The organism is Asanoa sp. NPDC049573, from assembly GCF_040676615.1.
Classification (GTDB): domain Bacteria; phylum Actinomycetota; class Actinomycetes; order Mycobacteriales; family Micromonosporaceae; genus Asanoa.
This window is the reverse complement of record NZ_JBFAPI010000009.1, coordinates 164,749-184,610: the sequence shown is the minus strand read 5'-3', so window position 1 is coordinate 184,610 and position 19,862 is coordinate 164,749. Positions and strand designations below refer to the sequence as shown.

The window sequence follows — 19,862 nt, the reverse complement described above, 5'->3', positions numbered from 1 at the left end:
CGTACCTATGCGGGGCTCCACACCCAGGGCGTGGTCGTGGTCACCGGCCGCAGCCCGAGCCGTTGCAGGATCGGGCTGCTGTTGTCGGACGCGTCCACCTGGAGGTATTTGATGCCCCGGTCGACGGCGATCTGGGCGCGGCGCGCGACGAGGGCGCGGTAGACGCCCTTGCGGCGCCAGGCCGCCAGCGTCGACCCGCCCCACAGCGCCGCGAACTCCGTGCCGGGGAAGACGACCAGCCACGCGGCCGAGACGACCTCGTCACCGGCCTCCGCGACGAGGATCACGATGCGGTCCGGCCCCGACGCGATCCGGTCGCGCAGGTCGTCGGCCAGCCACGACAGGTCCTGGCCCCACACCTCGGACTCCATCGCCGCGATCCTGCGCAGGTCGGACATCTCGGTGGTCGCGCGGATGGTGATGCCATCGGGAGCCGCGCCGGCCGCGGTCAGGTCTTCGGCCAACCCGATCACCACCGTCTCGGCGTCTTCCGGCGCGAAGCCGGCCAGCCGAAGCCGCTCGGGGAGATCCGGCCGGTCGTGGCCGTAGGTCTTCCACTCGACCGTCCGCCCGGTCGCCGCGGCGCGGTCGCGTACTCGGGCGATCAAGGTGTCGAGGTCTTCGACGCTGACGCCGTCGAGATCGCGCGCGAAGGTCAGGCCGCGTCCGGGCGTGGTGAACTGGAGGACCGGGCCGTCCTGCACGACTTCCCACGAGCCGGGCATCCGCGCGGCGACCGTGCCGCGCACCTGTTGGTCATGCAGAAGCAGCAGTTCGTCGCGCACTAGGCACCTTCCGGAAGGTTCGCGGCCGGGCGGACGGACGCGAACATGTCGAATGCGGACCGGGCGACCGAGACCATACCCAGCCACTCGTTGCCGCCCTGCCACGGGCGCAGGTCGCCGGCGCCGCCCCGGCAGGCCCGCGAAGCGCCGGCGTCGAACGGGTCGGCGCACAACTCCGCCGGCGAGCCGATGGCCGCGAGCCCGAACGCGTTCTCGTGCGCCGTGACCCGCTCCTCCACGCCGAAGTCCATCAGCAGGTCGTCTTCCGACGGCAGGTGGTCGCCGCGGTAGGTGAGGGTGGTAGTGCCGGCCCGGGCGGCGTACTCCCACTCGGCCTCGCTCGGCAGCCGGAAGGGCAGTGCCGTCAACAGCTCTTCGAGCCGGTCGTCGAGGTGTGCGGCCTCGTCATCGCTGTGGGCGTGGTCGTCGGCGTAGTCGGGCAGCCAGTGCCGCACCTGCGCCACCGTCAGCGGGTGCCGGGCCAGCAGGAACGGCCGCACCGTGACCGTCCGCGCCGGCGCGCAGTCCTTCAGGAACCAGTCGAGGTCGTCGCCCTGTCGTGCCGCGATCACGCGCAGTGCCGCCGCCTCGGCATCGGAGAGACCCATCCGGAACGTGCCGCCCCGCACCATCCGGAACAACACGCCGGATGGCTCATGCCGCCATGCGGGTCGGCCACCGACAACTGCCCTGCGCCACTCGTTCACCGGAGCACCCTAACCGCCGAACTGACGATCTCGTGAGTTCGCGCTAGGTTCGAAGCGATGGCGGATACGTTGCGGGCCAGTCGCACCGCGGTCCTGGTGTGCCAGGGCCGGGCGGCCGCGGACGGCCTGGTCGTTCCGCACCGGTTCGCCGATCCGACCGCCCTGCCGCTGCTGCTTCCCGACGAGCGGGTAGCGGTGGCGGCGGTTCGCGCGGGCGACGTGCCCAGGCAGTGGCGGGCGCGGGTCGACTACGAGACCGTGCGGGCGATGGCCGAGCTCATGGTGCCGCGCACCGTGGCCATCGACGACGCTGTCCGGGCCCACCCGAGCCCGCAGGTGGTCATCCTCGGCGCCGGGCTCGACGGCCGGGCCTGGCGGATGCCGGAACTCGCCGGGGGCCCGGTCTTCGAGGTCGACCAGCCAGCTTCCCAACAGGACAAGCGCGACCGCGCCGCGGCCCTGCCCGGCCGGCCGCCGGCGTTCGTGCCGGTCGACTTCACCCGCGACGTGTTGAGCACCGCGCTGGCCGCGGCCGGGCATCGCGCCGACCTCGCCACGACCTGGATCTGGGAGGGCGTCGTGCCCTACCTCACCACCGACCAGGTGGCGGCGACGGTCGAGGCGCTCGCCGGCTGCTCGGCACCGGGCAGCCGGTTGGTCGTCAACTACCAGCTACCGGCCGGCTCGCGCCGGGTGAGCCGGGTCCTGGCCCGGTTGCTGAGCGCGTCCACCGGCCGGTCGAGCGTGTTCGCGCAGGAGCCGTGGCTCTCGTTCTGGACACCGCAGTCGATGGGCGACCTGCTGGGCCGGCACGGTTTCACCGTCTCCGAAGACCTCAACCTGCTCGACGTGGCCCGGGAGTTGCGCACCCCGGTGCGGCACCCGGCCTCACTGGTGCTCAGCGCAGTGCTGGTCGCCGACCGGATGTGATCACATCCGCACGATCCGGCCGACCCGGGCCGGAGTGCGGCCAGCGAGGGCGTCCAGCCAGGCCGTGCGCAACGCCTCGGGGCCGTCGCCGACGCGCACCTCGACCCGGTCGCCCAACGCGTCGACGAAGCGGCGCCAGGCCACGCCGAAGCGGCGATCCAACTCGTCGCGGCCCCAGTCCGCGCCGCGTTTGCGCATCTGCACCGGCGCGAAGAAGAACTCGCCGGCCGCTTCCGTGTTGGGCACCTGGTTGGTCAGCCCGACCGCGATGTCGCGAACCAGGTGCTCGCCGAGGTGCGCGCGCAGCGCGGCCCGGGTCGCCGGAGCGCCGGACAGGTCGAGGTAGGCGGTCGGCACCGGCGGCAACGCCTCGACCCGCGCGTACGAGAGCACCTCGTCGTAGCAGCCCAGCGACTCGGTGTAGGCGACGTTGCCGGGCGAGGTCAACCCGACCACCCGCGGCCCCTGGCCGCGCAGCTCGAACGCGGCGGCGTAGGCCGTCTTGCTGGACGCCGACGAGAGCACCAGGGCCTGCGCTCCGTAGAACTCGTTGTCGGCGATCTGGTCGGCCAGCATGAACGAGGTGAAGAACAGCGGCCGGAACAGCACCAGCAGGTCTTCCTCCTCGGCCCGGTAGGCCGCGTCGCCGGTGGTCAGCCGGTAGGCGTTGTAGGGCGAGGGCAGGTCGGCCCGGTGCGCGCTGCCGTCACGGAAGCCGCTCGCGTCGACCCGGTCGGGCCGCACCACGAGGTGGCTCGCGGGCGGCAGATAGCCGTAGACGCGTTGCCCCGGCTCCACCCCCGCGACCGTCGACCCGACCACGTCGGCGAAGCCCCACAACGGCACCAGCCCCCAACCCGCGTCGAGGCCGCGGGGCTCGGGCGGGAAGAACCGCCAATAGCGGAAGGACTCACCCAGGACGGCGTACGTGACGTTGTTGGCGGTCATGCCCACGCGGTCGACCCGCAGCACCGCCTCACCGTCGGCCGGTTCGGGCACCGGTCCCTCGGCGACGCTGGTGCGGGTCAGGTCGTCACGGGCAACGGCGAACGTCCATGCGTGAGCCATGCCCGTGACGGTAACCGTTGTCTAGTTCGGGGTGAAGATGACCGCCTGGTTGTCGGCCAGGATCCCCTGGTTGAGCGAGTATTGGACGGCGGCCGTGCCGGTCGGGTTCTCCACGCCGACCGTCGCGCTGTCGCCGCGTTCGCGGGTCTTGGTCGGTGCCAGGTCGAGGTAGTTGAAGACGATGGTGCCGTCTTCGCCGAAGATGGCCTCGATCGAGACGCGCGCCGACGCCGACCCGTACTGGCCGATGTTGTTCCACTCGACGACGAACTGGCGGTTGGGCGCGGACCCGGTCACCTTCGTGCGGATCGTGCTGTCCGGCCGCATCACCAGGTCGTCCCAGTAGGCGTAGGCGGCGGCGTTGGGCAGCGCGGCGGCCGGCAGCGCCACGTTCTCCGGCTGGGCCCAGTCGGGATCGGCGAACGAGACGAAACCGTTGGTGGAGATCCAGGCCTGCGACTTCGCCTGCCCGTAGAACGGCACCGGGAACGGCAGGCTGAGTTGGGCCACCGCGTCGTCGCCGGTCAGGTCGACCACGGTGCCGCCGGTCGCCGGCACGTACGCCCGCTGCTGTGTGCTCTTCGTGTAGCCCGGCTCCGCCGGTGCGCTGCCCACCGCGAGGTTGACCGTCGCGGTGCCGCCCGCCGTCACCGTCACCGGTTTGCTGGCGCTCTGGCCGCCCGACGTCGCCGTCACCGTGTAGCTGCCGGCCGGCACCCCGCCGAACTGGTAGGCACCCTGTGCAGCGGTCGTGGTCGAGCCGCTGCCCGGGGTCAGCGTCACGCTCGCGCCCACGATCGGTGTGCCGCCGGCGTTGGTCACCACGCCCTTGACCGTTCCGGTGGTCGGCGGCGGCGGATCGTCGGAACCCCCGCCGGCCGGCGTGAACGTGACCCGCTTGCCGTTGTCGAGGTTGGCCTGGTTGAACGAGTAGGTCGACGCGGTCGAGCCGGCCGCGTCCTCGATGCCGACGGTCGCGGAATTGCCGTCTTCGCGGGCGGTGTTGAGGTCCTCGTAGTTGAAGTCGATCCGGCCCGACTCGTAGAGCACCGCGCTGACCGACAGCCGCGCCGAGTTGGAGCCGTAATGGCCGACGTTGTGCCACTCGACCACGAAGCGGCGGTTGGGCGAGGAACCGAGCGTCTCCGTACGGATCGTCGAGTCGGCCCGCAGCACCAGGTCGTCCCAGAACGGGTAGATGCCGGCGTTGGGCGCGTTGCCGTTGGGCAGCGGCGTGTTCTCCGCGATCAGACCGTTGAAGCCGGGGTCGGCGAAGGACAGGTAGCCGTTGCTGGTCACCCACACGCTGCTCTGCGGCACACCGTAGAACGGGAACGCGAACGGCAGCGACACCTGCTGCTTCACGTCGTCGCCGGCCAGCGGCAGCGTGGTCGCGGTGGCCGCGACGAACGGCTGGCCGGTGGCGTCGCTCATCTCGTAGTCGCCGCCAACGCCGGAGGTCGCCGTGTAGGTCGCGGTGTAGGTGGCCGGCGCGTCCGGCGCGACGACCACGTGGGTCGCGGCGCCGCCGTCGGACCAGTGGTCGAAGGCGTAGCCGCTCTGCGGTGTCGGCGCGCTGATCGAGTTGGTCGAGCCGGCCAGCACGGTGCGGGTGGCCGGCGTGGTCACCAGCACGCCGTTGGCGCTGATCTGCAGCCCGGGCGGGTTGCTGGTGAACGTCAGGTCGACGTGCCGCGGGTCGAGCCGCCGGGTGACGGTGTGTGTCAGGCCCCCGTCGTCGGTCGCGGTCAGCTTGAGGTCCAGATAGGACGGATACTCGTGGTCGGGCGCGTTGAACGTGCCGCCGGCCACGCCGTCCCACTCCTGCACGTCGTGGGTGTGGCAGTTGTCGGCCGCGTAGCAGTGCTGCAGCAGCAACTGCCAGTGCAGCGCCGAGGCCGGCAGGTTGCCCTGTTGCGGGTCGGTGGCGTGCCCGCTGAACGAGATCTGGTCGCCGACCTTGAAGCTGGGGTTGCTGGCCGGCGTGTCGATGAACGCGGTCGGCGCGCCGGTGCCGACCAGGATCTGCACGGTCTTCTCGGACGACAGGCCGCCGAGGTCGCTGACCCGCAGCCGGGCGGTATAGGTGCCGGTGCTCGGGTAGGTGTAGGACGCGGTCACGCCGGCGGCGTCGTAGGAGCCGTCGTTGGTGAAGTCCCACTGGTAGGACAGCACCTCGCCGGGGTCGGGATCGGTCGAGCCGGACGCGTCGAAGCTGACCGTCAGCGGCGCGTTGCCGGCGGTCGGCGTCGCGGTCACGGCCGCGGTCGGCGGCTGGTTGCCGGTGTTGTAGTCGAAGCGGCGGATCGTGCCGCCGGAGTGGTCGACGTAGTAGAGCCGCTTGTCGGGCCCGATCTCCAGGTCGACCGGCGTCGCCGCGGTCGACGTGAACGGCACGATGTGGTCGCGGTCGGGCACGCCGCCGGCACCGGGCAGCATCGCCCAGATGCACTGCCGGGCGTAGTCGCCGAAGAACAGGGCCCCCTGGTAGGTGGCCGGGTAGCTGCCGCCGCTGGTCGGGTAGAACGCCAGCGCGCTGGGCGACGAGCCGCCGGTGGGGCAGCCGTCGCCGGAGACCACGGCCGCGGCGTGGTTGTAGGTGTATTGCGGCGGCACGACCGCGCTCGGCCCCTGCGCGTAGAGGGTCTCGCAGAGCGAGAGGTTGGGCGCGTTGTAGCCGTTCTGGTCCTCGTCGCCCTCGTAGCAGGGCCAGCCGAAGTTTTCCACCGGGCCGGCCAGCGGGTTGGCCAGCCGGTCGATCTCTTCCCAGGTGCGCCAGCCGACGTCGCCGAACCAGACCTCGTCGGTGCCCGGCCGGAAGACCCAGCGGTAGGGGTTGCGCAGCCCGTACGCCAGGATCCGCCGGGTGTTGGGATCGCTGCTGCCGGCCATCGGGTTGTCCGGCAGCGCGGCGGCGGTGTCCGGGTCGACCCGGATGAACGTGCCGTTGAGCCCGGTCGGGTCGCCCGGCGTGCGGACGTCCTGGGAGCGCAGCGCGCCGCCCTCGGCGGTCGGCGGGGTCATCGCGCCGCCGACCGGCGCGCCCGGGTCGCCACAGGCGTTGGTCACCGCGCCGCGCTGGCCGTAGTCGGGGAAGCTGGGCGAGGCGCCGTCGCCGCCGCTGACGTAGAGCGCACCGTCGGGGCCGAACTTGATGTCACCGATCGAGTGCGTCTCGTACTGCAGGCACCAGTCGTGCAGCAGCACCTGCTCGGTGCCGGTCATCACGTCGCCGGCGATGCGCAACCGGGCGACGCGGCTGCTGACGATGCAGTCGCCGAGCACCGCGCACTTGTCGTTGTAGGTCGGTGCGCTGCCGCCGATCGGCCCGTCGTAGGTGTAGCTGACGTAGACGTAGGGCGTGGCCGGAAAGTCCGGGGGCACCGCGAGGCCCAGCAGCCCGAGGTCGCCGTAGTTGAAGACCTCGGTGCTCAGGTCGGCGAACACGGTCGGGGTGGTGTCGGAGAGGCTGTCGAAGATCTTGATGACGCCGTTCTTCTGCGCCACCAGGATCCGGCCGTCGGGTGCGAAGACCAGCTTGGTCGGGCTGGTCAGGCCGGTCATCACCACCTGCTCGGTGAAGCCGGTGGGCGGCGGGCCGGCCGCGGCGGGCGCGGTGAGCAGCCCGGCCGACAACGGCACGCCGAGAACCAACGCCAGCAGGCCGGCGAAAAACCGCCGTACGTGCAACGACACGGCACTGCTCCATCCCGCGGTGAACCACCGCATCCCGGATGCTCATGGTCATCCGGATGGCGCCATCAAATCGTCAGCTTCGTGACCGGTCCCGTTGACCGGACGGGCCTATTTGCCCGCCCGGTCGGACCGGACGAATCAGTTGGGAGTGAACACGATCGCCTCGCCGTTGGTCAGCACACCCTGGTTGAAGGAGTGCTGCACGGCGGCCAGACCGGCCGCGTCTTCGATGCCGACGGTGGCCGAGTCGCCCCGTTCCCGGGCCGTGGTCGCCAGGTCGGCGTAGTTGAGGGCGATCTCGCCGTTCTCGGCCAGCACCACCTGCGCCGAGATCCGCGCCGACGACGAGCCGTACATGCCGGTGTTGAACCAGTCGATGACGAACTGGCGGTTGGGTGCGGAGCCGACCACCTTGGTGCGGATCGCGCTACCGGAGCGCTGCACCAGGTCGTCCCAGTACGGATAGATCGCCGCGTTCGGCAGCCCGGTCGCGGGGATCGCCGTGTTGTCCGGCGTGGCACCGCCGGGGTTCACGAAGGACAGCACGCCGTTGGTCGAGACCCAGGCCGTGGTCTGCTGCTGGCCGTAGAACTCGAACCCGAACGGCAGCGAGATCTGTGCGACCGCGTCGTCGCCGGTCAGCGGCAGCACCGTGCCGTCGGCCGTCGACACGTAGGGCCGCGCCTGCGTCGTCTTGGTGTAGTCGCCCGAACCCGGTGGCGGCCCGGTCAGCGTGAGGTTGACGGTGTGTGCGCCGCCGGCCGTCACGGTGACCGGTGCGGAGCCGGTGAACCCGCCCGGCGCGGTGCCCGCGACGGTGTAGGCGCCCGGTGCCACGGCGGTGAACTGGTAGGAACCGTTGCCGGCCGAGGTCGCCGTGCGCCCGCCCGGCGACAGCGTCAGGGTCGCGCCGCCGAGCGGGTTGCCGTTGGCGCTGACCACACCGGAGATGGTGCCGGAGGTCGGCGGCGGTGTGCCACCGGGCGGCGAGAAGGTCACCGTGGTGCCGTCGCGCAACACCGGCTGTTCGACCGAGTACGCGAGCCCGACGGTCCCGGAGCCGTCCTCGATGCCCACCGTGGCCGAGTTGCCCTGCTCGCGGCCGGCGGTCGACAGGTCGGCGTAGTGGTAGGTGATCGAGCCGTCTTCGCCGAACACGGCCGAGAACCGGACGCGACCGGAGTTGGAGCCGTAGTAGCCGCTGTTGCGCCACTCGACGGTGAACTTCCGGTTGGGCGCCGCGCCGCTGACGCCGGTGCGCACGGTCGAGTCGGCCCGCTGCACCAGGTCGTCCCAGAACGGGTAGACGGCGGCGTTGGGCGGGCCGGTCGACGGCAGCGGCCCGTTGGCCGGCACCGCGCCCGCCGGGTCGGCGAACGAGACGAAGCCGTTGGTGGAGACCCAGGCGTTGCCGTATTCCTGACCGTAGAGCCGGAACGGGAACGGCAGCGACACCGGTGCCACCGCGTCGTCGCCGGTCAGCGGCAGCACCGCGCCGTCGGCCGCGGCGAACGGCTGGCCGGTCTGTGTGGTGCAGACATAGCCGAAGCTGTCGGCGCAGCCGGGCGTGCCGGTGAACGTCGCGGTGTAGGTGGCGGCCGCGGTCGGCGCGGTGATGACGTGACTGTTGGCGCCGCCGTCGGACCAGCTCGCGAACGTGTTGACGCTGCCGCCGGAACTCTGCGGCGTAGGCGCGCTGACCGAGTTGGTGGAACCCTGGATCACGGTACGCGTGAACGGCGTCGCGCCGGTGAACGCGCCGACGTTGAGCTGCAGCCCGGCCGGGTTGCTGCGGAACGTCAGGTCGACCGTCTTCGGGTCGAGCTGCCGGGAGGCCGTGTTGCTCAGCCCGTCGGCGTCGGTCGCGGTCAGTTCGAGCTCCAGATAGGACGGATACTCGTGGTCCGGCGCGACGAACGAGCCGCCGGCCGCGCCGGTCCACTGCTGCACCTCGTGCACGTGGCAGTTGCCGACACTCTCGCAGTGGTGCATCCGCAGCCGCCAGGAGAGCCCGCCGGCCGGCAGGTCGCCCTGGTCGGCATCGGTGGCGTGGCCGCTGAACGCGATCGTGTCACCGACCTTCCAGGTGGTCGCGGCGGCCGGGGTGTCGATGACGGCGACCGGCGCGGTGTGGCCGGGCTGGAGGGCCACCAGGTGGGTGTCGGTCGCGCCGAGCGTGTCGGTCACCGTCAGCTTCGCCGTGTAGCTGCCCGCCGCCGGGTAGGTGAACGCCGCGGTCGCACCGGTCGCGTCGGTCGAGCCGTCGTTGGTGAAGTCCCAGGCGTAGGTTAGCCGGCCCTGGTCGGCCGGGTCGGCGTCGGAGGAGGCGCTGGCGTCGAAGGTGACCCGCAGCGGCTGGCCGGCGACCGGGGTGGCGCTGAACGCGGCCACCGGCGGCTGGTTGCCCGGGAAGTAGCGGATCCGGCGGACGGTGCCGCCCAGGTCGACGTAGTAGAGCTCGTTGCCGGGCCCGATCTGCAGGTCGACCGGCCCGGCCGCGGCCTGCCCGAACGCCTCGATCGCGCTGGTCGACGGAAGGCCGCCCGGTGTGGTCGGCTTCATCGCCCAGATGCAGTTGCGCGAGTAGTCGGCGAAGAACAGCGCACCGGCGTACGCCGCCGGGTAGTTGCCGCCGCTGGCCGGGTAGAACGCCAGGCCGCTGGTGGCGTCGCCGCCGTTGCCGCAGTTCTCGCCCGGCACGACGGCGGCGCTGTGGTTGTAGGTGTAGTAGGGCTGGGTGTGCCCGCCGCCGCTGTAGAGCGACTCGCAGAGGTTGAGGTTGGCTCCGTCGTAGGAGCCCATCACGCCCATGCCCTCGTAGCAGGGCCAGCCGAAGTTGGTGACGCCGCCGGTCGGGTTGGTCACGCGGTTGATCTCTTCCCAGACGTTCCAGCCGACGTCGCCGGCCCACACCTCGTTGGTGCCCGGCCGCACGGTGAGCCGGAACGGGTTGCGCAGGCCGTGCGCGACGATCCGGCGCGCGTTGGCGTCGGGTGAGGCGGCCAGCGGGTTGCCGGCGGCGGCGGCGCCGGTGGCCGGGTCGAGCCGCAGCACCGCGCCGTCGAGCGTGGTCGGGTCGCCGGTCGAGCGCACGTCCTGCGAGCGCAGCGCGCCACCCTCGGCGGTGGGCGGGTTCATCGCGCCGCCGACCGCCGACGGCGGGTCGGCACACGGGTTGCGCGGCGTGCCGAACTGGCCGTAGTCGGTGGCGCTGAAGCTCGCGCCGTCGCCGCCGCTCACGTAGAGCATGCCGTCGGCGCCGAACTTGAGGTCGCCGATCGAGTGGCTGGGGAACTGCTGGCACCAGTCGGTGATGAGCACCTGCTCGCTGCCGGTCATCACGTCGCCGGCCGCCTGCAGCCGGGAGAGCCGGCCCTGGACGACGCACTGCCCGTTGTTGGCGTCGCCGCAGTTGTCGTTCCAGAACGGCGCGGTCTGCCCGGGCGGCGCGTCGTAGCTGTAGAGCACGTAGACGTAGGGGTTGGCCGGGAAACCGGGCGCCAGCGCAAGGCCGAGCAGGCCGCGGTCCCACACGTTGAAGACGTTGGTCGACAGGTCCGCGAACACCGTGGGGGTCGGGTCGGCCAGGTTGTCGAACACCTTGATCCGGCCGCCCTTCTCGGCGACGAAGACGCGGCCGTCGGGGGCGAACTCTATGTTCGTGGGCTGCGAGAGCCCGCTGAACACGATCTGTTCCTGGAAGCCGCTCGGCAGCGTGGTCGCCGCCGCCGGCTCCGCCCCCGCCAGCGCGCTGAGCCCGCCGGCGACCAGCACCATGGCCAGCACCGTCCGCAGCGGACGTCGTGGGCGCGTCATCGCGCCACCTCCCCCAAGATTCACATGTACGCATACGCTGCGTCGCAGGCGCACAGGCTAGCCAGTGGCTCAAGGGGAAGCGGTGTCCGATTGTTGACGGCTGATTGCCGGCAATTGCGGCGCACCCGCACCATCCGGTGGCATATCCGGGATTTGGCCGACCGACCCGCCAGCAAGTATGGTCCGGTCTTCCGACGAGCAATCGCCCGATCGGCCATGGCCATGTAGTGAAGTCGACACTAGTTGGTCCATCGGTCACCCTTGCCACGCGTGGTTCGGATAGAGCATCGTCGCCTGTGTTGGTTAAGCCTCCCTTAAGGGAGCGCACAAACTGTCCACAGTATCCAGAGGTGGAGATGACCAAAACGCGGGGGCATGTGGTCATCGTCGTGGTCAACCTGCCGGTCGAACGCGACCGCCGGGTCATCCGCGAGTGCCTGGCGCTGGAAGAAGCCGGCTACCGGGTCACGGTGATCTGCCCGCGAGGCGCCAACCGACTGACCCGCCTGCCGGGCAGCCGGTCGACCGACATCCGGTCGTTCCCCCAACCGCTGGCCGGTGCGGGGGTGCTGTCGTTCGCCTTCGAGTTCGCCTGGGCGCTCTGTGCGGTCACCACCCGCCTGCTCGGCCTGATGCTGCGCACCCGGGTCGACGCGGTCCAGGCCTGCAACCCGCCCGACGTGTTCTGGGTGCTGGCCCTGCTTATGCGTGCGCTCGGCCGGCCGTTCGTCTTCGACCACCACGACCTGAGCCCCGAGCTCTACGAGTGCAAGACAGACGCCCCCAAACCGGCCGTGCTGGCCATCCTCAAGTGGTTCGAGAAGATGTCCTGGCGCTGGGCCACCGCCGTCGTGTCGACCAACGAGTCCTACCGTGACCTCGCGATCACCCGTGGTGGCGTCGACCCCGACAAGGTCGTCGTGGTCCGCAACGGGCCCGCCGTCGCCGAGGTCGCCTTCGACGCCGCGGCCGCGCCGGCCGACCGGCACACCGTGGTCTACCTTGGCGTGATCAACCCGCAGGACCACGTCGACGCCGCCGTGCTCGCCGCCGAGCGGCTGATCGGGCTGCGCGGCAACCACGACTGGAAACTGGTGGTCGCCGGCGACGGCGAGTGCCTGCCCGAGTTGCGCGAGCTGGCCGCCACCCGGCATCTCGACGACGTGGTCGAGTTCCGCGGCTGGCTCGAGGCCGACGAGGTCGACGCCCTGCTCAACAGCGCGACCATCGCGATCCAGCCGGATCCGCCGACCAAGATGGCCGAGTTGTCCACTATGGCCAAAACAGTGGAATATGTCGCCCGCGGGCTCCCGGTGGTCGCCGTCGACCTGCTGGAGACCCGCCGCACCGCCGAAGGCGCGGCGCTCTACGTGCCCACAGGCACACCCGACGAGCTCGCCAAGGCGCTCGACCTGTTGCTCAGCGACAGCACCGCGCGGGCCGAGATGAGCAAGGTGGCCCGCCGCCGCTTCGTCGACGTGCTGGCCTGGGACCACCAGGCCAAGTCTTATATCCGACTGTGGGACAGGTTGCTGGGCCAGACGCGAAAAGGTTACAAATCAGGTTCACCGGTGGGGGGAGGCGACCGACCGGGGAGCCAGCGTGATACCAACCAGACGGTCGGTTGACGACCCCCTGACGCCCCTTCCCGCCGCATTCGATCAAAGGGCCTTTCCATGGACCTCCTTGACCTCCTCAAGCTCGTCGTCCGGCGGTGGTACGTCGCGGTCCCGGTCGTCATCGTGACGCTGGCCGCCGCGGTTGCTCTCGGCAGCGCGATCCAGCCCGAATACAAGACCGCGGCGACCGTCATCCTGGTTCCGCCGACCACCTCACAGGCGCCGACCGCCAACGGCGCCACCCCGGCGCCCGGCAACCCGTGGCTGCGCATCGGCGAGACCGCGATGGCACAGGCGGTGCAGATCTCGGCGTCCTCCGGCGAGTCCCGGCAGAAGGTCGTCGCCGCCGGCGGCGACAGCGCCTACGAGATCACGCTGGTCACCCGCAGCTCGATCATGACCGTCGAGATCTCCAGCGACACCAGCGCGAAGGCGCTCGCCACGGTCGAGGCCGTCACCAAGCTGATCAGCGAAGAGGTCGTCGCGCAGCAGGCCAAATACAAGCCCAAGGCGGGCGAGGAGATCTCCACCCAGGTGCTCGACGCGGGCCTCAACGTGACCCCGTCGCGGTCCAACGTGCTCCGTGCCCAGATCGTCGTGCTCGCCATCGGCCTGCTCTTCATGGCCGCCGCCGTCGTCGCCTACGACGCGATCGCCCGCCGCAAGCTCACGAAGCAGGTCAACGCCCGCGCCGGGCTGCGCGGCAACGCCACCGCCGGCTCGGCCACCGTCGAGCCACGCCGCCCGCAGCCGCCGCTGGCCAAGCAGATGGGCCCGGTCAACAAGCCGCGCGACCTGGCCGACGACGAAGAGCCGGCCGACGCCACCCAGATCATCCGGATCAACAGCACCCCGGTCACCGCCAACGGCCACGCCGCGGGCAACCCGCAGCAGGTCTCGGCCGATTTCGTGCGGGCGCCCGAGACTGACGACACCATCCTGCTCACCGCTGTGCGGACGCCCAGGCCTGACGACAACGATCAGTAATAGTGCAGACCTACCTCTCCGCTCGCCGCACCGCGACCGTCTACGACGGCGTTACGCCCAGCGTCATCGAGTTCCGCGACGCCACCGCGTGGATCAGCCTGACCATCTTCGCGATGTACTTCTTCCCGGCGCGGCTGATCTTCCCCCCGCTCACCACGCTGGGCCGGCCCGGCGTCGTGGTCGGGTTGCTGCTGTTCGTCTGGTGGGGGCTGACCCGCTTCCACCCGGCTCTGGTGACCCGCGGCCAACAGCCGATGCGCTGGGCGCTGGCGTTCTACTTCGTCACCCTGGCCACGTCCTACATCGCCGGCCAGACCCGCGGCCTCGACCCGCTGGAGGCCAACCAGGCCGACCGCACGGTGCTGCTGGCGTTCGCCGCCGGCGGCATCATGCTGGCCGCCTGCGACGGCGTGCTCACCCGCGAGCGGATCGACACGGTGCTGCGCTGGCTCTGCTACGGCTCCGTGGTGATGGCGCTGTTCGCGTTGACCCAGTTCGCGTTCCGGCAGGACTTCACCGGCTATCTGAAGCTGCCGCCGATCCTGCAGTTCCAACGCGACCTCGTCGGTTTCGACGACCGGGGCGGCGGCGGCCTGGTCCGGGTGGCCGGCACCGCCGGGCACTACATCGAGTTCAGCGTGCTGATGGTGGTCGCGCTGGTGATCGCGATCCACTACGCCCGGTTCGCGGCGACCCGGCGCGAGCGGCAGATCTTCGCCGGCATCGCGATGATCGTCGCCAGCGTCATCCCGATCTCGCTGTCGCGCACCGGCGTCCTCGCCCTGGCGGCCGCGATCCTGCTGCTGATCCTGGTCTGGCCGTTGCGCACCACGTTCAACGTGCTGGTGGCCGGCGTCTTCCTGACCGCGATCATCCAGGTCGGCAAGCCCGGCCTGCTCGGCGCGCTCAAGGCCCTGCTGTTCGCCGGCGAGAGCGACCCGAGCGTGCAGGGCCGGCTGGAAGACTACGAATACGTCGCGCCGTTCATCAAGGAACGCCCCTGGTTCGGCCGCGGCGTGGGCACCTGGCTGCCCTCGCTCTACCAACTGCTCGACAACCAGTGGCTGGGCACGCTGGTGACCACCGGCATCGTCGGCGTCATCGGCCTGGCCGCGCTGTTCGCGACCGGCATCGTCGTCGCCGCGCGGGTCCGCCGCTTCGCCAAGACCGACAGCGACCGCGACCTGGCCGCGGTGCTCGCCGTCGCGATCGGCGTGATGGCGGTGACCGCGTTCACCTTCGACGCGCTCTTCTTCTCCACCTACCTGTTCACGATGCACCTGCTGCTCGGCCTGGCCGGCGCGATGTGGCGGCTCACCCGGGCCCAGCGGCTCAACTGAGGGAGTGACTTGAGCGGCATCGACATCCTGATGATCACGTACGACCGACCGGAGTACGTCCGGCTGTCGCTCCCCCACCTGCTCGACACCTGCACCGACGACGCCCGGGTCTGGCTCTGGCACAACGGGACCGACGCGGCGACGCTGGCCGCGGTCGAGGAGTTCCGGCACGACCCGCGGGTGCACCGCTTCCACCACAGCCCGACCAACGCCGGGCTGCGCGAGCCGACCAACTGGCTCTGGGCCGAGTCGACCGGCGCCTACCTGAGCAAGGTCGACGACGACTGCCTGCCCGACAAGTCCTGGCTCGACGTGCTCCGCCGGGCACACGACGACGTGCCCGAGTTCGGGGTGATCGGCACCTGGCGGTTCCCCGACTCCGACGTGCGCCAGGACCTGGTCGACCGCAAGCTGGCCAGCTATGCCGGCGGGCACCAGCTCATGCGCAACCACTGGGTGCAGGGCAGCGGCTATCTGCTCAAGCGCGCGATGGTCGAGCGCACCGGCCCGCTGGCCGACGACGACTCGTTCACCAGTTGGTGCCTCAAGGCGGCCCGGCTCGGCTTCGTCAACGGCTGGATCTACCCGTTCCTGCCCGAAGACCATCTCGACGACCCGCGCAGCCCGCGCACGATCTACCACACCGACGAGGAGTTCATGGCCCGCCGGCCGCTGTCCGCGCAGAAGACCGGCGTCCGCACGGTCGCCGAGTGGACCGAGCAGATGCGCCGATCGGCGTACGTCGTCCAGGCCGCCTCGCTCGACCTGCGCGACTACTCCGGCTGGCGCAAACGCGGCAGGTCGCTGTCGAAGCGGGTCCGCCGCGTGATCACCGGGCGGGCGACGTGGTGAGCGTCGTGGTCGCCGCCCACAACGAGGCGACGGTCATCGGGCGCACCCTGCGCCACCTGCTCGCGGGCGCCGAGCCGGGCGAGTTCGACGTGGTGGTCGCGGCCAACGGCTGCACCGACGACACCGCCGCGGTGGCCCGGGCGGTTCCCGGCGTACGGGTGATCGAGGTCGCGAAGGCCTCGAAGCCGGCCGCCCTCAACGCGGGCGACGCGGCGGCCACCAGCTTCCCGCGGATCTACCTCGACGCCGACATCACCCTCGACGCCGCCGGGGCGCGCGCGCTGGCCGCGGCGGTGTCCGGCCCCTCCGGCGTGATCGCCGCGGCACCGCGTCGGGTGCTCGACACGGCCGGCCGGCCATTGCTGGTCCGCGCCTACTTCGCGGTGAACGGCCGGCTGCCGGCATTCCGCGACGCGCTCTTCGGCCGCGGCGCGATCGTGCTGTCCAAGGACGCCCGGGCCCGCTTCGACCAGTTTCCCGACCTCTTCGCCGACGACCTCTTCCTCGACGCCCTGTTCACGCCGAGCGAGAAGCGTGAGGTCGGCGAGGTCCCGTCGGTGGTGGCCACCCCGACCCGCACCGAAGACCTGCTCCGCCGGCTCGGCCGGGTGCGCGGCGCCAACACCTCGCTCCGCGAGGCGGCCGCGGCCGCCGGTGCCGCGGTCGCGGTCCGCCCGTCGCGCAAGGCGTCCTGGCTGGTCGACGTCGTGCTGCCGCGGCCCTGGCTGTGGCCGGCCGGCGCCTGCTACGCCACGCTGACGCTGCTGGCCGAGCGCCGCGCCCGACGCACCCCCGCCGGGGCCGCCTGGGCCCGAGACGAGTCGACCCGCGCCTGACCGGACGCCGGCCGGAGACGCGGTCTCCGTCCATGGAGCTTTGCAAAGCTTTGCAAAGCTCCATGGACGGGGGCGGCCGGTCAGCCCGCGACCGGTTGGCGCCGGCGCGGCGGCTACCGTGGCCGCGTGGTCGAATCGCAAGCGCTCGCCCTGGTCAACTCCTGGCCGGTCGACACCGTCGCCGTCGCCGTGGTCAACAAGGACGGGATCGTTGCCCGTACCGGGCCCGACACCAACCTGCCCTGGGCGTCGGTGACCAAGCCGCTGACCGCACTGACCGTGCTGGCCGCCGTCGACGACGGCCTGGTGTCGCTCGACGACCCGGCCGGGCCGCCCGGCTCGACGGTGCGCCACCTGCTGGCACACGCCTCCGGCCTCAACCTCGGCGACGACCGGGTGATGGGCCGGCCGGGCCAGCGCCGGATCTACTCCAACCGCGGCTTCGAGGTGCTGGGCGAGTTCGTCGCCGAGCGGGCCGAGGGCAGCTTCGCCGACCTGATGATCGACCTGGTGCTGGACCAGATCGACATGCCGAGCACGGTGCTCGACGGCTCGCCGGCGTCGAAGGTGACCGGCCCGATCGGCGACCTCGCGACGCTGGCCCGCGAACTGCTCGACCCGACGATCGCACCGGCGCTGACCCGGGAGGCGGCGAAGGTCGCGTTCCCCGGCCTGTCCGGCGTGCTGCCCGGCTATGGCCGGCAGGACCCCAACGACTGGGGCCTGGGCTTCGAGATCCGGTCCACCAAGAGCCCGCACTGGACCGGCAGCGCCAACTCACCCGCCACCTTCGGACACTTCGGACAGACGGGCACGTTCCTCTGGGTCGACCCCGTCGCCGGCCTGGCCTGCGCCTGCCTCACCGACCGTGACTTCGGCGACTGGGCCATCCCCCTCTGGCCGGCCCTCTCCGACGCGGTGCTCGCGGAGTTCGCTCAGCCGTAGCGCGGGGCGCTGCGCGACCGCAGCACGCCGGGTGCCCGCCGGTCGCGGGCCCGCCAGCAGCCGCTGTGCCAGTGCCGGCGGTCGGTCAGGTCGCCGCGCTCGTCGGCCGGCCAGACCACCACGTGTGCCGTGCCCGGCCGGATCTCCTGGTCGCAGCCCGGGCAACGGTAGACCTTCGCGCTGGCCCCACCCGGCACCAACCGCACCATCCAGTCGCCGTGCCGGTCGCCCTCGACCGACCCGACACCGCGCCGCAGCGCCTCGTCGTCGAGCGGCCGCCCGTCATCGGGCTTGGGTCGGTTGCGACGCGGACTCACACCTCAAGGTTAGTGAGGGGCTGTCTCGGTGTGGAGGCCGGAGCGAAGCGAGGCCCAGACGTCGGCTGGGGCCGCGGCGGGCGCGGCCGGATACCGGTGTTGTATCCGACCGCGACCGCCGTGGGTCCAGCCGGCGTCTGGGTCCGCCGCAGCCCGGTCGCCACACCGAGACAGCCCCTACGTGTGGTCGCGGAAGCCACGACCTGCCTTGCGGCCCACGTAGCCCGCGGTGACCAGGTGCTCCAGCAGCGGTGCGGGCGCGAAGCCGGGCTCGCGCAGCTCCAGGTAGAGCTCGCGCTGGATGGCCAGCGCCACGTCGAGGCCGACGGTGTCGAGCAGCTCGAACGGGCCCATCGGGTAGCCGCAGCCGAGCTTCATCGCGTGGTCGATGTCGTCGGCGGTCGCGTAGGACGCCTCGAGCATCCGGACCGCGTCGTTGAGGTACGGGAACAGCAGCGCGTTGACGATGAAGCCGGACCGGTCGGCGCAGTGCACCCCGGTCTTGCCCAGGGCCTCGACCAGAGCCGCGGCCGCCGCGGTGGTCTCCGGCGAGGTGCGGATGGTGCGCACGATCTCGACCAGCTTCATCACCGGCGCCGGGTTGAACAGGTGCAGGCCGATCACGTCGGCCGGGCGCTGGGTCGCCATCGCGATCTCGATCACCGGCAGCGACGAGGTGGTGGTGGCCAGCACGACACCCGGCTTGCAGATCTCGTCGAGCGCGGCGAAGACGGCCTTCTTGACCGAGATCTCCTCGACCACCGACTCGATCACCAGGTCGACGTCGTCGAGGTCGTCGAGCCGGCTCGACCAGGTGATCCGGGCCAGCGCCGCGGCCTGGTCGGCCTCGCTGAGCTTGCCCCGGGCCACCGCCTTGGCCAGCGACGCCTCGACCGCGCCGGCGACCACCGCCGATTTCTCCGCGCCGCGGGTGACCGAGACCACGTCGAACCCGGCCCGGGCCACCACCTCGATGATCCCCGGCGCCATCACGCCCGAGCCGACCACGCCGATCGTCTCGATCGCGCGGCCATCTTCCAACGCCTCGGCCGCCGGGGGCGCGGTCAGCTCGTCCGGGACCACCTTGGGCGAGCCCGGCCCCTCGTAGGTGTAGAAGCCCCGCCCGGTCTTGCGGCCGAGCAGCCCGGCCGTGACCATCTGCTTGATCAGCGGCACCGGCGCGTGCCGGCGGTCGCGGCCACCCCGGCGATACATCGTGTCGAGGATCTCGTACGCCGTGTCGATCCCGATCAGGTCCATCAGCGCGAGCGGGCCCATCGGCAGCCCGCAGCCGAGCCGCATCGCCGCGTCGATGTCTTCCCGGGTCGCGTAGTGCGCCTCGAGCATCGAGACGGCCTGGTTGAGATAGCCGAACAGCAGCGCGTTGGCGATGAAGCCGGCCCGGTCGTTGATCGTCACGTCGACCTTGCCGAGCCGGGCGCAGAGCGCCTCCACATCGGCGACCACGTCGGGCGCGGTGACGACCGTGCGGACGATCTCGACCAGCTTCATCACCGGCGCCGGGTTGAAGAAGTGCACGCCGATGACCGCGTTGGGCCGGGTCGTGGCGACCGAGATCTCGGTGACCGACAGCGACGAGGTGTTGGTGGCCAGGATCGCGTCGGGCTTGCAGACCCGGTCGAGCTCGGCGAAGATCGCCTGCTTCAGCGCGAGTTGCTCGGGCACCGCCTCGATGACCAGGTCGACGTCGTGCAGCGCGGCCAGGCCGACGGCGAACCCGATCCGGGCGAAGATCTCGTCGCGCTCGGCGGCGGTCAGCTTGCCCTTGGCCACCGCGCGGTCGATCGAGCCGACCATGGTGGCCTGGCCCCGCTCCAGCGCCGCATCGGTGATCTCGACCGCGACCACGTCGATGCCGCTGCGGGCGAAGACCTCGACGATCCCGGCACCCATCGTGCCGAGCCCGACCACTCCGACGGTGTTGATCTCCCGCGACACGCAGC

14 protein-coding genes are annotated in these 19,862 nt (G+C 71.4%); 7 read left to right on the top strand and 7 right to left on the bottom strand.

What is annotated here, in order from left to right:
• Window positions 1-5 precede the first annotated feature (5 nt).
• Window positions 6-785, bottom strand: a complete 780-nt coding sequence (locus tag AB0J74_RS21570) for a GNAT family N-acetyltransferase (protein WP_363450514.1) — start codon at window positions 783-785, stop codon at window positions 6-8.
• Window positions 785-1,429, bottom strand: a complete 645-nt coding sequence (locus AB0J74_RS21565) for an SUMF1/EgtB/PvdO family nonheme iron enzyme (RefSeq protein WP_363450512.1) — start codon at window positions 1,427-1,429, stop codon at window positions 785-787. Before AB0J74_RS21565 ends, AB0J74_RS21570 begins: the two co-directional genes overlap by 1 nt.
• 120 nt (window positions 1,430-1,549) lie before the next feature.
• Between AB0J74_RS21565 and AB0J74_RS21560 the strand changes: the two genes are divergently transcribed.
• The gene (locus tag AB0J74_RS21560) at window positions 1,550-2,422 is read left to right on the top strand and encodes a class I SAM-dependent methyltransferase (RefSeq protein ID WP_363450510.1); all 873 of its coding nucleotides are present in this window, start codon (window positions 1,550-1,552) and stop codon (window positions 2,420-2,422) included.
• Here the strand turns inward: AB0J74_RS21560 and AB0J74_RS21555 are convergent, their stop codons facing one another.
• The 3 genes from AB0J74_RS21555 to AB0J74_RS21545 form a co-directional block, all read right to left on the bottom strand.
• On the bottom strand, window positions 2,423-3,490 hold the full coding sequence (locus AB0J74_RS21555) for a DUF2855 family protein (protein WP_363450508.1): 1,068 nt from the start codon (window positions 3,488-3,490) through the stop codon (window positions 2,423-2,425).
• A gap of 21 nt (window positions 3,491-3,511) precedes the next feature.
• Window positions 3,512-7,186 carry a PQQ-dependent sugar dehydrogenase gene (locus tag AB0J74_RS21550; RefSeq protein ID WP_363450506.1) on the bottom strand — a complete coding sequence of 1,225 codons (3,675 nt, stop codon included), beginning with the start codon at window positions 7,184-7,186 and terminating at the stop codon, window positions 3,512-3,514.
• Between the two features lie 138 nt (window positions 7,187-7,324).
• Window positions 7,325-11,002 (bottom strand): PQQ-dependent sugar dehydrogenase, encoded by a 3,678-nt coding sequence (locus AB0J74_RS21545; protein ID WP_363450504.1) that lies wholly within the window; start codon window positions 11,000-11,002, stop codon window positions 7,325-7,327.
• 356 nt (window positions 11,003-11,358) lie between these two features.
• On the opposite strand from AB0J74_RS21545, the gene AB0J74_RS21540 reads away from it, so the two are divergent.
• The 6 genes from AB0J74_RS21540 to AB0J74_RS21515 all read left to right on the top strand — a co-directional run bounded on the left by AB0J74_RS21540 (window position 11,359) and on the right by AB0J74_RS21515 (window position 17,581).
• Window positions 11,359-12,630 carry a glycosyltransferase family 4 protein gene (locus tag AB0J74_RS21540; RefSeq protein WP_363450502.1) on the top strand — a complete coding sequence of 424 codons (1,272 nt, stop codon included), beginning with the start codon at window positions 11,359-11,361 and terminating at the stop codon, window positions 12,628-12,630.
• A gap of 48 nt (window positions 12,631-12,678) precedes the next feature.
• Window positions 12,679-13,608: a hypothetical protein gene (locus AB0J74_RS21535; RefSeq protein ID WP_363450499.1), complete on the top strand. Its 930-nt coding sequence runs from the start codon at window positions 12,679-12,681 to the stop codon at window positions 13,606-13,608.
• A gap of 2 nt (window positions 13,609-13,610) precedes the next feature.
• Window positions 13,611-14,948 carry an O-antigen ligase family protein gene (locus AB0J74_RS21530; RefSeq protein ID WP_363450497.1) on the top strand — a complete coding sequence of 446 codons (1,338 nt, stop codon included), beginning with the start codon at window positions 13,611-13,613 and terminating at the stop codon, window positions 14,946-14,948.
• 9 nt (window positions 14,949-14,957) lie between these two features.
• Entirely contained in the window at window positions 14,958-15,800 is an 843-nt protein-coding gene (locus AB0J74_RS21525; RefSeq protein WP_363450495.1) for a glycosyltransferase, read from the top strand.
• Window positions 15,797-16,636 (top strand): glycosyltransferase, encoded by an 840-nt coding sequence (locus tag AB0J74_RS21520; RefSeq protein WP_363450493.1) that lies wholly within the window; start codon window positions 15,797-15,799, stop codon window positions 16,634-16,636. Before AB0J74_RS21525 ends, AB0J74_RS21520 begins: the two co-directional genes overlap by 4 nt.
• 126 nt (window positions 16,637-16,762) lie before the next feature.
• Window positions 16,763-17,581, top strand: a complete 819-nt coding sequence (locus AB0J74_RS21515; protein WP_363450491.1) for a serine hydrolase domain-containing protein — start codon at window positions 16,763-16,765, stop codon at window positions 17,579-17,581.
• Here AB0J74_RS21515 and AB0J74_RS21510 read toward each other — a convergent pair.
• Entirely contained in the window at window positions 17,572-17,898 is a 327-nt protein-coding gene (locus AB0J74_RS21510; protein ID WP_363450489.1) for a hypothetical protein, read from the bottom strand. The genes AB0J74_RS21515 and AB0J74_RS21510 overlap by 10 nt on opposite strands.
• Before the next feature lie 177 nt (window positions 17,899-18,075).
• Window positions 18,076-19,857, bottom strand: coding sequence for a 3-hydroxybutyryl-CoA dehydrogenase (locus tag AB0J74_RS21505; RefSeq protein WP_363450487.1), 1,782 nt, complete (start codon window positions 19,855-19,857; stop codon window positions 18,076-18,078).
• Window positions 19,858-19,862 lie beyond the last annotated feature (5 nt).